Source organism: Agrococcus sp. UYP33 (genome assembly GCF_054060915.1).
On record NZ_JBSSDR010000001.1, the window covers coordinates 516907 to 530034 of the forward strand.

Genomic DNA, 13128 nt, shown 5'->3' on the forward strand with positions numbered 1-13128 from the left:
CCTCGGCTCCGGTCTCGCACTTCGGGGTGTGGCGCAGCTTGGTAGCGCGCGTCGTTCGGGACGACGAGGTCGCAGGTTCAAATCCTGTCACCCCGACCAACATGAAGGGCCCCCGCCGAGAGGCGGGGGCCCTTCCTCGTGGAGCGAGGCGCTAGCCCAGGCGCCCGCCGGACTCCTCGAGGTAGCAGGACGCGCAGAGCGACTCGTAGGTGACCGCCTCACCGTCGATGGCGACCTGGTCGCCGTCGAAGATGAACCGCTCCCCCACCTTCCGGCCGTTGAACAGCGCCTTGCGGCCGCAGCGGCAGATGGTCTTCAGCTCCTCGAGCGTGTGCGCGAGCTCGAGCAGCCGCGCGGAGCCGGGGAACGCGTGCGTGAGGAAGTCGGTGCGGATGCCGTAGGCCAGCACGGGCACGCCGCGCTCGACCGCGACGCGCAGCAGCTCGTCGACCTGGTGGGGCTGCAGGAACTGCGCCTCGTCGACGAGCAGGCACGCGACGGGCTCCTCGCGCGCGCCCGCGGCGGCCTCGAACCCGGCGAGCACCGACTCCTCGGGGCCGACGACGAAGTCGACCTGCCGCGTCATGCCGAGGCGCGAGACGACGTCGCGTTCGCCCTTCGTGTCGGTCGCGGGCTTGGCGAGCAGCACGCGCTGCCCGCGCTCCTCGTAGTTGAAGGCCGCCTGGAGCAGCCCGGTGGACTTGCCGGAGTTCATCGCCCCGTAGCGGAAGTACAGCTTCGCCACCGCTAGAGGATGCCGTCCTCTTCAGCGCGCACGATGAGCTCGGCGCGCTTGCCGGCGGGGCGGTCGATGGCCGCGTACTTCGCGCGGACGCGCCGCAGGAACGTCTTCGCCGTCTCGTAGCCGACGCCCATCTCGGCGGCGACCTGGACGGTCGTCAGGCCCTGGGCGTAGTGCCCGAGCGCGCGCCGCTCACCCGCCGACAGCCGGGGCCTGCGGTCGAGCGCGTCGATGCGCGGCCGGCCCGCGCCACGGCCTCGGCGCGCGCGACGCACGGCGACGACCTCGGCGGCGACGTCGTCGGCACTCACGTCGCGGGACAGCACGACCGCACCCACGGCCTCGAGCTGCTGGAGCAGCTCGCCCTGGACGTCGGCCTGCACGACGACGGCCGCACCCGCGGCCACGGCCGTGCGCGCGTGCGCGAGCAGCGGATGACCCGGCTCCTCGGCCAGCAGCACCACGTCGCCGGGGAACCCGGCGGCGACGACGAGCTGCGCGAAGCGCGGCGCCTCGGCAGCGAGGTGCAGCGACGGCTCAGCGGCGATCGCGGCGCGCAGCGGCCCGCTGCGCGCGGCATCCGCGACGATGCTCACGCTGCGGGGCGCGCCCGCCGGGGGTGCCGCTTGGGTGTCCATGGTGGTTCCTGGGTCAGGGAGTCGCAGCTGCGGACGCAGCCGCCTCGAGCTGGCGCTCGGGCTCGTCGACGAGTCGCAGCACCCGGGCGGTGCGCGCGATGCTCTCCCGCGCAGCAGCCGTATCCGCGTTGAGCTTCGAGCCGTAGCTGGGGATCAGCTCGCGGATGGTGTCGCGCCACTTCGGCATGTGCTCGGGGAAGCACCGCTCGAAGATGGTGAGCATGATGTGGACGGCGGTGGATGCGCCGGGAGAGGCGCCGAGCAGGCCGGCGATCGTGCCGTCCGCCCCGGTCACGACCTCGGTGCCGAACTGGAGCACGCCGCCCTTCTCGGGGTCCTTCTTCATCACCTGCACGCGCTGGCCGGCGGTGATGAGCCGCCAGTCCTCGTCGCGCGCGTCGGGCATGAACTCGCGGAGGGCGTCGAGGCGCTGGGCGCGCGAGGCGAAGACCTGCCCGCCCAGGTAGCCGACGAGGGGCAGGTTCGCCAGGCCGGCGCGGATCATGGGCATGAGGTTGTGGCCCTTGATCGTCTCGAACATGTCGGTGTACGAGCCGGTCTTGAGGTACTTGGGGCTGAAGCCGGCGTAGGGGCCGAAGAGCAGGCTCGCCTCGCCGTCGACGACGCGGGTGTCGAGGTGCGGCACCGACATCGGCGGAGCGCCGACGCTCGCCTTGCCGTAGACCTTCGCGTTGTGGCGCGCGACGACCTCGGGGTTGTCGGTGCGCAGGAAGGCACCGGTGATCGGGAAGCCCGCGAACCCCTTGGCCTCCGGGATGCGGGACTGCTGCAGCAGCTTGAGCGCGCCGCCGCCGGCGCCGACGAAGACGAAGCGCGCCTGCACCTCGGCGGGCGTCATGCCGACCTCGCGGCGGGCCTTGAGCCGCCAGGTGCCGTCGGAGAGTCGCTTGAGGCCCGAGACGGTCGTGTCGGTGTGCACGATCACGCCGTCGTCCTGCAGCCTGCCGAACAGCATCCGCGTCAGCGCACCGAAGTCGACGTCGGTGCCGTCGGTCGAGCGGGTCGCGGCGATCGGCTGCGACTTCTTCCGGCCGGGGATGAGGGTGGGCGCCCAGGAGCGGATGACCTCGGCGTCCTCGGAGTACTCGAGCCCGGCGAAGAGCGGCTCGTCCTTGAGCAGCTCCCAGCGCCGGCGCAGGTAGTCGACGTTCTGCTCGCCCCACACGAAGGTCATGTGCGGGGTCGCCGAGATGAAGCCGCGCGGGTCGGGCAGCGTGCCGTCCTCGACGAACGACGCCCACAGCTGGCGGGAGAGCTGGAACTGCTCGTTGATGTCGATCGCCTTCGCGCTCGACATCGAGCCGTCGGGCGCCTCGGGCGTGTAGTTGAGCTCGCAGAGCGCTGCGTGCCCCGTGCCGGCGTTGTTCCAGGGGTTCGACGACTCCTCGCCGACCTTCGGCAGCCGTTCGAAGACCTCGATGGTCCACGAGGGCTCGAGGCGGTGCAGGAGCGCGCCGAGCGTCGCGCTCATGATTCCGCCGCCGATCAGGGCGACATCGATGGTCTTCGTCACGCCGTCGAGTCTACGACTTCCATCCGTACCCCGTTCGCGTCCATCCGCTATGGATCGCGCAGGCCTAGCATGGGCGCGCCGACACACGACAGAAGGAGCCGCACATGGGAATCCTGGACGACGCGAAGGACAAGCTCGGCGACGCCGCGGAGTGGGTCAAGGACAAGGCCGGACAGATCGGCGAGCAGGCGCAGGGCGCGGGGCAGACGCTCGGCGAGAAGGCAGCGGACGCCCGCCACTGGGTGGGCTCGAAGGTCGGCACGGACGACCCCGAGGCTCGCGTGGCCGGCGGCGGCACGTTCGAGGCCGCGCCCGAGCCCGAGCCCGCTCCCTCGCCCGCCGAGGAGTGGGTCGAGGTGACCGGCGACGGGAGCACGGTCGACAGCGACGGGGAGGGCGACGCGAGCGCGACCGACGCCGCTGCCCACGCCGCGGCCGGCGAGGACGACGAGCAGGACCGCCAGGCCTGAGATGCAGCGGAGGGCGGGACCGACCGGCCCCGCCCTCCGCTCACACCGCGCGCCGCGTCAGCCGAGCCGGTGCGCGACGAGCTCCGCGAGCTGCACCGCGTTGAGGGCCGCGCCCTTCCGCAGGTTGTCGTTCGAGACGAACAGCACCAGGCCGCGACCGGGCTCCGCCGACTGGTCGGCGCGGATGCGGCCCACGAGCGAGGCGTCGGCGCCGGCGGCCTGCAGCGGGGTCGGCACGTCGACGAGCTCGACGCCCGGGGCGTGCTCGAGCAGCGCGCGCGCCTGCTCGGGCGACAGGTCGCGCTCGAACTCGGCGTGGATCGCGAGCGAGTGGCCCGAGAAGACCGGCACGCGCACGCACGTGCCGGCCACGCGCAGCTCGGGGCGCTCGAGGATCTTGCGCGACTCGTTGCGGAGCTTCTGCTCCTCGTCGGTCTCCTCGGAGCCGTCGTCGACGATGCTGCCGGCGAGCGGCAGCACGTTGTGCGCGATCGGCGCCGTGTAGACGCGCGGCTCCCCCAGGTCGACGGCCGAGCCGTCGAGCGCGAGGCGCTCGGGGTGCTGGTCGGCGGCGGCCGCGAGCTGGCCGCGCAGCTCCTCGACGCCGGCGATGCCGGAGCCGGAGACCGCCTGGTAGGTGGCGACGACGAGCCGCACGAGGCCGGCCTCGAGGTCGAGCGGCTTCAGCACGGGCATCGCGGCCATCGTCGTGCAGTTCGGGTTCGCGATGATGCCCTTGACCGCGCCGGCGATCGCGTGCGGGTTCACCTCGGAGACCACGAGCGGCACGTCCGGGTCCATGCGCCAGGCCGACGAGTTGTCGATGACGACGACGCCCGCCTCGGCGAACCTCGGCGCGAGCCTGCGCGAGGTCGCGCCGCCGGCCGAGAAGATCGCGACGTCGAGCCCCGTCGGGTCGGCGGCGTCCGCGTCCTCCACGACGACCTGGCGGCCCTGGAAGTCGATCGTCGAGCCCGCCGAGCGGGCGGAGGCGAAGAGCCGCAGCTCCTCGATCGGCAGGCCGCGGTCGGCGAGCAGGCGCAGCACGACGCCGCCCACCTGCCCGGTCGCGCCGACGACGCCGAGGCGCAGCGCGCGGGCCTCGCCCGGCTCCTCGCTCAGCCGGCGGATCATCGGCCGGTCCCCGCGTGCACGACGGCCTCGTCGTCGCCGTCGAGCTCGAACGCCGTGTGCACGACCCGCACGGCGTCGACCAGCTGGTCGGCGCGCGTCACGACCGAGATGCGGATCTCGGAGGTCGAGATCATCTCGATGTTGATGCCGGCGTCGGACAGCGCCTTGAAGAGACGCGCGGAGACGCCCGCGTTCGTGCGCATGCCGGCGCCGACGAGCGCGAGCTTGCCGATCTGGTCGTCGTGCTGGAGCGATGCGAAGCCCACGTCGGAGCGGTGCGACTCGAGCGCCTGCAGCACGCCGCCGGCCTCCTCCTTCGGCAGCGTGAAGGAGATGTCGGTGCGGCCGGTGGCCGCCTCCGACACGTTCTGCACGATCATGTCGACGTTCGCGCCCGTCTCGGCGACGATCGTGAAGATGCGGGCAGCGGTGCCAGGCACGTCGGGGACGCCGACGACGGTGACCTTGGCCTCCGACAGGTCGTGCGCGACGCCGACGATCATCGGCTCTTCCATGGTGGAGCCTGCTCTCTCTGGGTCGTAGACGATGGTGCCCTCGTCGTTCGTGAACGACGAGCGGACGTGCAGGGTGACGCCGTGGCGGCGGGCGTACTCGACGCTGCGGATGTGCAGCACCTTCGCGCCGGCGGCGGCGAGCTCGAGCATCTCCTCGCTCGTGACGCGGGCGATGCGCCGAGCCCTGGGGACGACGCGGGGATCGGCGGTGAAGACCCCGTCGACGTCGGTGTAGATCTCGCACACGTCGGCGTCGAGCGCTGCGGCGAGCGCGACGGCGGACGTGTCGGAGCCGCCACGGCCGAGGGTCGTGATGTCGCCGGTCACCTTGTTGAAGCCGGCGAAGCCCTGGACGATCGCGATCTGGCCCTTGTCGAGCGCGTGCCGCACGCGGTCGGGCGTGACCGAGACGATGCGGGCGGCGCCGTGGCGGTCGTCGGTGAGCATGCCGGCCTGGCTGCCCGTGAACGAGACGGCGTCGGCGCCCTGCGACTTGATCGCCATCGCGAGCAGCGCCATCGAGATGCGCTCGCCGGCGGTGAGCAGCATGTCGAGCTCTCGGCCGACGGCCGGCAGGCCGGGGACGACCGCGTGGGCGAGGTCGAGCAGCTCGTCGGTCGTGTCGCCCATGGCGGAGACCACCGCGACGACGTCGTCACCGCGCTTGCGCGTCTCGACGATGCGCTTGGCGACGCGCTTGATGCTCTCGGCATCGGCCACGCTGGACCCGCCGAACTTCTGCACGATGAGGCTCACACCGCTCCTTGGAGTCCTGGACTGCTCAAGTCTAGGCGGCGGTGCGTGCTGATCCCGGCCAGACGGCGGCGGCCGCGAGCGCGCCGCGGTCATCGCTCGACGGTGCGACGCCCCTCGAACGCGCGACCGAGCGTCATCTCGTCGGCGAACTCGAGGTCGCCGCCGACCGGCAGGCCGCTCGCGAGCCGGGAGACGCGCACGCCGAGCGGCAGCAGCGAGCGGATGAGATAGGTCGCGGTCGCCTCGCCCTCGACGTTGGGGTCGGTGGCGATGATGACCTCCTCGACCGTCGGGTCCTGGAGCCGCGTCATGAGCTGCGCGACGCGCAGCTGGTCGGGGCCGATGCCCTGCATCGGGTTCAGGGCGCCGCCGAGCACGTGGTACAGCCCGCGGTACTCGCGCGTGCGCTCGATCGCGACGACGTCCTTCGCCTCCTCGACCACGCAGATGGCGGTCGGCACGCGGCGCGGATCGCGGCAGATGGCGCAGCGCTCCTCCTCGCCGATGTTGCCGCAGATGATGCAGAACCGGACCCGCTCGCGGACGGTCTGCAGGATCGTCGCGAGCCGATCGACGTCGAACGTCTCGGTCTGGATGATGTGGAAGGCGATGCGCTGCGCCGACTTCGGACCGACGCCGGGCAGCCTGCCCAGCTCGTCGATCAGGTCCTGGACGATGCCGTCGTACACGCGCTCAGCGCTCCCCTCGCACCCGCGGGCGCTCCTCGATCAGCTCGGCTCCGAGCTCCTCACGCACGACGGACTCGCCGTAGCGCGCGGCCTGCGACGCCGACAGCACCGGCTCGGGCGCGACCGGCTCGCTCGCGCGCGCGGCGCGCATGGGCGAGGGCGCAGCGGGTGCCGCCTCGACCTCTGGCGCGAGCGGCGTGCCCTCCGGCGCATCGGGCGCCGAGACGAACGAGAACGGGTCGGGCTCCGGCTGGTCGGGCAGCGCCTGCTCGGGCAGGTCCTCGGGCGGCGCCTCGGCGTCGGTCGGGATCACCGCGACGGCCCAGCCGGTCACGGCCGTCGCGGCGGCCGGCTCCGTCGCGCCCAGCCGCGCCGCGGGTGCGGATGCGGCAGCGGCCTCCGCCCCTCGCGCGGGCGTCGACTGCCGCGCGGCGGCTGTCGGCTGCGACGCAGTGGCGGCCGGCCGCGGAGTCGCCGGCGCCGGGGTGGCCGTCGCAGGGGGCGCGGGCGTCGGGGCGGATGCGGCGACCGGCTGCGTGGTCGGCGCCCGCTGCGCGGGCGGAGCGACGGGCGCGGGGGCGGACGCGGCGGGCAGGTCGGCGGCGTCGGACGCGGCTGCCTGCTCGCGCGCGCCCCGGGCGGACGGCTCGGCGCGAGCGATGTACTTCACCTCGATGCCGAGGAGCGACCTGATAGCGGTGCGCAGCAGGTCGGCGATGCTCGGCTTGCCGGCCTGCGACTCGCGGAAGCGCTGCACGTCGGCCTCCGACCGGAAGCTCAGCACGAGCACGTCACCCGGCCGGAGCTCCTTCGGGGTGATCGTCGCGGCGACCATCCACGCCGAGCGGTTCTGGTCGGCGAGCTGCTGGAGCACCTCGTCCCAAGCGTCACGCAGCTGCGCGAAGGCGACGGGCTCGGCGGCCGCGACCTGCGGTGCGGCGGGCGCTGCCGGATCGGTGCTCAGGTGCACAGCGGCGGGCTGACGCTTCTGGGACCCGCTCGACCCGTCGGGACCCGGTGCACCGGGTCCCGCTCGGTGGGAGGGGTCCCGATCGGCCGGAGCCTCGGGCGTGGGGGCCGGGGCGGATGCGGAGGCTGGGCCCCGCGCGGGCGCGGCGGCCTGCGCAACCGTCGGCGCAGCAGCGGGCGCGGGCGCAACGGGCACGCCGCCGTCGAGGCGCTGCTCGAGCCGCTCGACGCGCGCGAGCGTGCCCACCTCGGGGTCGCCCGACTCCGGCACGAGCAGTCGCGCGGCCATGAGCTCGAGGTGCAGGCGCGGGCTCGTGGCGCCGGCCATGTCGGTGAGCGCCTTCGCCACGATGTCGGCGGCGCGTGAGAGCTCGGCGCTGCCGAAGCCGCCGGCCTGCTCGACGAGCGTCGCGAGCTCGTCCTCTGGCACGCCGTGCAGGATCGCCGCGGGATCGCTCGCCGCGTGCGCGACGATCAGGTCGCGCAGCCGCTCGAGCAGGTCCTCGACGAAGCGGCGCGGGTCCTGGCCGGACTGCACGACCCGGTCGATCGACGCGAACAGCCGCGGCGCATCCGCCGCCGAGAGCGCCTCGACGATCTCGTCGAGCAGCTCGCCGTGGGTGAAGCCGAGCAGCGCGACGGCGTGCCCGTAGGCGACGCGACCCTCCGACCCGGCGATGAGCTGGTCGAGCAGGCTGAGCGTGTCGCGACCCGAGCCGCCGCCGGCGCGGACGACGAGCGGCAGCACGCCGGGCTCGACCTCGACGCCCTCCTTCGCGCACAGCTGCTGCACGTACTCGAGCATCGGCGCGGGCGCGATGAGCCGGAACGGGTAGTGGTGCGTGCGCGAGCGGATCGTGCCGATGACCTTCTCGGGCTCGGTCGTCGCGAAGATGAACTTGATGTGCTCCGGCGGCTCCTCGACGATCTTCAGCAGCGCGTTGAAGCCGCCGGAGGTCACCATGTGCGCCTCGTCGATGATGAAGACCTTGTAGCGGTCGCGGCTCGGCGCGAAGGTGGCGCGCTCGCGCAGGTCGCGGGCGTCGTCGACGCCGCCGTGGCTCGCCGCATCGATCTCGACGACGTCGAGGGAGCCGCCGCCGTCGCGCCCGAGCTCGACGCACGAGTCGCAGACGCCGCAGGGATCGGGCGTCGGACCCTCGGCGCAGTTGAGGCAGCGGGCGAGGATGCGGGCGCTCGTCGTCTTGCCGCAGCCGCGCGGGCCGGAGAAGAGGTAGGCGTGGTTGACGCGGTCGGCACGCAGCGCGGTGCTGAGCGGGTCGGTGACGTGGGACTGCCCGATCAGCTCAGAGAACGACTCCGGTCGATAGCGACGATAGAGGGCAGCGACCATGCGTTCAGGCTACTTCCCGCCGCCCACGCCGGTGGCCGCTTCCGCACACCTGCCCCGATGACGCAGGCCGGATGGGCCGCGACATGAGGGACTCCCCGCGCACCCGCCAGAGCCCGGTTGCCCTTGCTTCGTCTCCGACCTGGGGGATTTGGCCTGGATGGCGCCACGCGGGGAGCCGTGACCATCGTACCGGGCGCGCGGCCGAGCGCGAAGCCGGCGCCCAGTACGGTTGGCGCATGCTTCCGCCCGCGGCCTCGAGCGGCCCCTTCGACCTCGCGTTCGGCCTGCCCCTGCACCCGCTCGCGGTGCACGTGCCCGTCGTGCTCCTCCCGCTCGGCGCGCTGTCGGTGCTGCTCATGCTCGTCGTGCCCCGCTGGCGCGCGCAGCTCGCATGGCCGGTCGTCGCGGTGCTCGGCATCGCCGCGGTCGGCTCGCTCGCGGCGAAGCTCTCCGGCGAGGCGCTCGCGGCGCGGGTCGGCGCGCCGGGCCAGCACCAGGAGCTCGGCAACTGGCTCGTCGCGATGGCGTGGATCCTCTTCGCCGCGACGCTCGCGTGGTGGCTGTGGCAGCGCAAGCGCCGCCGGCAGCGCCGCGCGACCGGCGTCACGGGCGTCATCGTCGGGATCGTGCTGGGGACGCTCGCCGCAGCATCCCTCATCGTCACCGTGCTCACCGGCCACACCGGCGCGACGTCGGTCTGGGGCGGCCTGGCCGCGGACGCCGCACCGGCCGCGGCGCCGTCGCCGAGCGCGAGCGCGGGCGGCAGCGAGGGCACCGAGGGCATCTCGATCGGCGAGGTCGCGCAGCACGACGACTCCGCGAGCTGCTGGGTCGCGATCGAGGGCACCGTCTACGACCTCACCGGCTGGATCACGCAGCACCCGGGCGGGCCCGACCGCATCCTCGGCGTCTGCGGCACGGATGCGACCGACGAGTTCGGCACGCAGCACACCGGCCAGGCGGCGCCGGCCGAGCAGCTCACCCAGTTCGCGATCGGCGAGCTCGCCGACCGCTGAGCCGCGGCTCAGCCGACGAGGTCGGCGACCTGGCGGGCGATCTCGAGCTCCTCGTTCGTCGGCACGACCCACACCTCGATCGCGGAGCCGGCGGCCGAGATGCGGCGCTCGCCCCGCCCAGCGTTGCGCTCGGGATCGAGCACGATGCCGAGCCCCTCGAGGCCTTCGAGGGCGATCTCCCGCACCCGTGCCGCGTTCTCGCCGATGCCGGCGGTGAAGGCGATCGCGTCGGTGCGCCCGAGGTGCGCGAGGTAGGCGCCGACGGTGCCGCGGAGGCGGTGCCCGACCACCTCGAGCGCCTCGACGGCCCGCTCGATGCCCGCGTCCGCGGCCTGCAGCACGTCGCGCATGTCGCCGGTGCCCGTCATGCCGAGCAGCCCGGAGCGCTTGTTGAGCAGCGTGTCGATCTCGTCGATCGAGAGGCCGGCGACCCGGTGGAGGTGGAAGATGACGCCGGGATCGATGTCGCCGGAGCGCGTGCCCATCACGAGCCCGGCGAGCGGCGTCATGCCCATCGACGTCTCGACGCTCCGCCCGCCGCGCACAGCGGTGGCGGACGCGCCGTTGCCGAGGTGCAGCACGATCGTGTTCACGTCGTCGAGCGGCCGCCCGAGCAGCTCGGCCATGCGGCGCGAGACGAACTGGTGGCTCGTGCCGTGGAAGCCGTACTTGCGGATGCGGTGCTCGGCGGCGACCTGCGCCTCGATCGCGTAGCGATGCGCCGCCGGCGGGATCGTGAGGTGGAAGGCGGTGTCGAAGACCGCGACGTGCGGGTAGCCCGGGAAGGTCGCCCTGGCCGAGCGGATGCCCTGCAGGTTGGCCGGGTTGTGCAGCGGCGCGAGCGGGGCGAGGTCCTCGATCTGCTGCTGGACGTCCTCGTCGATGCGCACCGCGCGGTCGAAGCGCGCGCCGCCCTGCACGACGCGGTGCCCGACGCCCAGCAGCTGGGCGCTGTCGAGCGACGGCCCGTGCTGGTCGAACTGGCGCAGCACCCAGCCGAACGCGTGCTCGTGGTCGGGGATGACGCGCCGCTCGACGACCTTCTCGATGCCCGGCGCCTCGTGCTTGGCCTCGCCGGTCGTCTCGCCGATCCGCTCGATGAGGCCGCCCGCGAGCGCTGCGCCAGAGTCGACGTCGACGAGCTGGTACTTCAGGCTCGACGAGCCCGCGTTGATGACGAAGACCGAGCGCGTCATGCTGCGCCGCCCGCGCTCGCCTCTGCCTGCGCCTGGATGGCGGTGATCGCGATCGTGTTCACGATGTCGCTCACGAGCGCACCGCGCGAGAGGTCGTTGACCGGCTTGTTGAGGCCCTGCAGCACCGGCCCGATCGCGAGCGCGCCCGCGGATCGCTGCACGGCCTTGTAGGTGTTGTTGCCGGTGTTGAGATCGGGGAAGACGAAGACGGTCGCCCGCCCCGCCACCTCGGAGTCGGGCATCTTCTTCTGCGCCACCGCCGCATCCGCCGCCGCGTCGTACTGCAGCGGACCCTCGACGAGCAGTTCGGGGGCGCGCTCGCGCACGAGGGCGGTCGCCGCCCGCACGCGGTCGACCTCCGCACCGGTGCCCGACTCGCCGGTCGAGTACGAGAGCATCGCGACGCGCGGCTCGATGCCGAAGTCGCGGGCGGTCTGCGCCGACGAGACGGCGATGTCTGCGAGCTCCTCGACGGTCGGCTCCGGGATCACCGCGCAGTCGCCGTAGACGAGCACGCGGTCCGAGAGCGCCATCAGGAAGACGCTCGAGACGACGGAGACGCCCGGCTTCGTCTTGATGGTCTCGAACGACGGCTTGATCGTGTGCGCGGTCGTGTGCGCCGCGCCGGACACCATGCCGTCGGCGTCGCCGGTGTGCACCATGAGCGTGCCGAAGTAGGAGACGTCGAGCAGCCGCTCCATGGCCTGCTCGATCGTGACGCCCTTGTGCGCGCGCAGCCGCTGGTACTCGGCCGCGTAGCGCGGCCGCAGCTCGGCGTCGTCGGTCGCGACGATGCGGGCGTCGGCCAGGTCGAGCCCGAGCGCTGCGGCGCGCTGCCGGATCGCGGCCTCGTCGCCGAGGATCGTGAGCCGGGCGATGCCGCGCGCGAGCACCGTCGACGCGGCCTGCAGGATGCGGTCGTCCTCGCCCTCGGGCAGCACGATGTGGCGCACGTCGGCCCGCGCCCGCTCGATGAGGCTGTGCTCGAAGATGAGCGGCGTGACGACGTCGCTCGTCGCGACCTCGAGCCGCTCGAGGAGCGCGTCGGCGTCGACGTGCTCGTCGAAGAGCGCGAGCGCGGCGTCGCGCTTGCGCTGCGTGCCGTCGATGAGGGAGCCGCGGGTGGTGGCGATGCGCCGCGCGGTCTCGTAGGTGCCGTGCGGGCTGCGGCCGATCGGCAGGTCGAGGTCCAGGCCGTCGAGCAGTCGCTGCACCGCCGGGTGCAGCTCGAAGCCGCCGTTCAGCACGATGCCCGCGATCGACGGGAAGGTGTCGGACTGCTGCGCGAGCAGCGTGCCGACGACGACTTCGGAGCGGTCGCCCGGCATGACGAGGATGCCGCCCTCGATGAGGCGCTCGAGCACGTGCTCCATCGACATGCCCGCGACCACGGTGCCGAGCGACTCCCGCTGCAGCAGCTCGGGGTCGCCGCGGATGAGCTCCGCGTCGGTCGCGCGGAAGAGCGTGCCGACGCTCGGGGCGCTCAGCAGGGCGTCCTCCGGGATCGACCACACCGGCACCTCGGCGGGCACGGCATCCGCGATCGCGGCGGGGATGCCGTCGATCGCATCCGGGTCGGCGCGGTTCACGATCACGCCCGCGATGGACGCGTGCGCCGCGGTGAGCTCCGCCGTCGTCACCTCGGCCAGCTGCCGCAGCTCGTCGGGGGTGCGAGGGGCGTCGGTCTCGGGGTCGTGGCCGCCGAGCACGAGCAGCACCGACGCGCCGAGGTTGGCGGCGACGCGCGCGTTGAAGCCGAGCTCGGTAGGGCTGCCTACGTCGGTGTAGTCGGATCCCACGATCACGATGGCATCGAAGCGCTCGTCGATGCGGTGGTACCGGTCGACGATCGTCGAGAGGGCCGCCTCCGCGTCGTCGTGGACGGCGGCGTAGGTCGTGCCGATCGCCTCGTCGTACTCGAGGTCGACCGCGTCGTGGGCGAGCAGCAGCTCGAGCACGCGGTCCCGTTCCTGCGAGGAGCGGGCGATGGGGCGGAACACGCCGACCCGGCCGACGCGGCGGCTGAGGGCCTCGACGAGCCCCAGCGCGACGATCGACTTGCCGGCATGTCCCTCCGGGGACGCGATCACGATGCGGGTCGGCACGTCCCCCAGG

At 73.3% G+C, this 13128-nt stretch carries 11 protein-coding genes, 1 tRNA gene and 1 other RNA gene; 3 read left to right on the forward strand and 10 right to left on the reverse strand.

Annotated features, from left to right (window positions below):
* Positions 1 to 22: 22 nt before the first annotated feature.
* Positions 23 to 99: transfer RNA gene (locus ACVWW9_RS02465), tRNA-Pro, on the forward strand.
* A gap of 52 nt (positions 100 to 151) precedes the next feature.
* Here ACVWW9_RS02465 and ACVWW9_RS02470 read toward each other — a convergent pair.
* Genes ACVWW9_RS02470 through ACVWW9_RS02480 form a run of 3 tightly spaced genes read right to left on the reverse strand, consistent with a single transcriptional unit; the run spans position 152 to position 2914 of the window.
* Positions 152 to 745 (reverse strand): thymidine kinase, encoded by a 594-nt coding sequence (locus tag ACVWW9_RS02470; protein ID WP_354258871.1) that lies wholly within the window; start codon positions 743 to 745, stop codon positions 152 to 154.
* A gap of 2 nt (positions 746 to 747) precedes the next feature.
* A complete protein-coding gene (locus ACVWW9_RS02475; protein ID WP_456514242.1) occupies positions 748 to 1380 on the reverse strand; it encodes a helix-turn-helix transcriptional regulator in 633 nt (210 codons plus the stop codon).
* 13 nt (positions 1381 to 1393) lie between these two features.
* A complete protein-coding gene (locus tag ACVWW9_RS02480) occupies positions 1394 to 2914 on the reverse strand; it encodes a malate:quinone oxidoreductase (RefSeq protein WP_456514243.1) in 1521 nt (506 codons plus the stop codon).
* Positions 2915 to 3018: 104 nt separating this feature from the next.
* On the opposite strand from ACVWW9_RS02480, the gene ACVWW9_RS02485 reads away from it, so the two are divergent.
* A complete protein-coding gene (locus ACVWW9_RS02485; protein WP_354258863.1) occupies positions 3019 to 3384 on the forward strand; it encodes a hypothetical protein in 366 nt (121 codons plus the stop codon).
* Between the two features lie 57 nt (positions 3385 to 3441).
* Here ACVWW9_RS02485 and ACVWW9_RS02490 read toward each other — a convergent pair whose 3' ends face one another.
* The 5 genes from ACVWW9_RS02490 to ffs form a co-directional block, all read right to left on the reverse strand.
* Positions 3442 to 4518, reverse strand: coding sequence for an aspartate-semialdehyde dehydrogenase (locus ACVWW9_RS02490; RefSeq protein WP_456514244.1), 1077 nt, complete (start codon positions 4516 to 4518; stop codon positions 3442 to 3444).
* Positions 4515 to 5789 (reverse strand): aspartate kinase, encoded by a 1275-nt coding sequence (locus ACVWW9_RS02495; RefSeq protein ID WP_456514245.1) that lies wholly within the window; start codon positions 5787 to 5789, stop codon positions 4515 to 4517. Before ACVWW9_RS02495 ends, ACVWW9_RS02490 begins: the two co-directional genes overlap by 4 nt.
* An 89-nt stretch (positions 5790 to 5878) precedes the next feature.
* Positions 5879 to 6478 (reverse strand): recombination mediator RecR, encoded by a 600-nt coding sequence (gene recR / locus ACVWW9_RS02500; RefSeq protein ID WP_354258858.1) that lies wholly within the window; start codon positions 6476 to 6478, stop codon positions 5879 to 5881.
* Between the two features lie 4 nt (positions 6479 to 6482).
* Entirely contained in the window at positions 6483 to 8801 is a 2319-nt protein-coding gene (locus ACVWW9_RS02505; RefSeq protein WP_456514246.1) for a DNA polymerase III subunit gamma and tau, read from the reverse strand.
* 83 nt (positions 8802 to 8884) lie between these two features.
* Positions 8885 to 8981: signal recognition particle sRNA small type (ffs, locus tag ACVWW9_RS02510), an RNA gene on the reverse strand.
* Between the two features lie 56 nt (positions 8982 to 9037).
* Here ffs and ACVWW9_RS02515 point away from each other — a divergent pair.
* Positions 9038 to 9817: a cytochrome b5 domain-containing protein gene (locus ACVWW9_RS02515; protein ID WP_456514247.1), complete on the forward strand. Its 780-nt coding sequence runs from the start codon at positions 9038 to 9040 to the stop codon at positions 9815 to 9817.
* Positions 9818 to 9825: 8 nt separating this feature from the next.
* Here the strand turns inward: ACVWW9_RS02515 and ACVWW9_RS02520 are convergent, their stop codons facing one another.
* Both ACVWW9_RS02520 and pta read right to left on the reverse strand, forming a co-directional pair.
* Entirely contained in the window at positions 9826 to 11013 is a 1188-nt protein-coding gene (locus ACVWW9_RS02520; RefSeq protein ID WP_456514248.1) for an acetate/propionate family kinase, read from the reverse strand.
* Positions 11010 to 13118, reverse strand: a complete 2109-nt coding sequence (gene pta, locus ACVWW9_RS02525; RefSeq protein ID WP_456514249.1) for a phosphate acetyltransferase — start codon at positions 13116 to 13118, stop codon at positions 11010 to 11012. Before pta ends, ACVWW9_RS02520 begins: the two co-directional genes overlap by 4 nt.
* Positions 13119 to 13128: the final 10 nt, after the last annotated feature.

Excerpts from the sequence above, each read along its gene's own strand:
- ACVWW9_RS02475 (WP_456514242.1), bottom strand. The coding sequence starts at position 1,380 with ATGGACACCCAAGCGGCACCCCCGGCGGGCGCGCCCCGCAGCGTGAGC.
- ACVWW9_RS02485 (WP_354258863.1), top strand. The coding sequence starts at position 3,019 with ATGGGAATCCTGGACGACGCGAAGGACAAGCTCGGCGACGCCGCGGAG.
- ACVWW9_RS02490 (WP_456514244.1), bottom strand. The coding sequence starts at position 4,518 with ATGATCCGCCGGCTGAGCGAGGAGCCGGGCGAGGCCCGCGCGCTGCGC.
- ACVWW9_RS02505 (WP_456514246.1), bottom strand. The coding sequence starts at position 8,801 with ATGGTCGCTGCCCTCTATCGTCGCTATCGACCGGAGTCGTTCTCTGAG.
- ACVWW9_RS02515 (WP_456514247.1), top strand. The coding sequence starts at position 9,038 with ATGCTTCCGCCCGCGGCCTCGAGCGGCCCCTTCGACCTCGCGTTCGGC.
- ACVWW9_RS02520 (WP_456514248.1), bottom strand. The coding sequence starts at position 11,013 with ATGACGCGCTCGGTCTTCGTCATCAACGCGGGCTCGTCGAGCCTGAAG.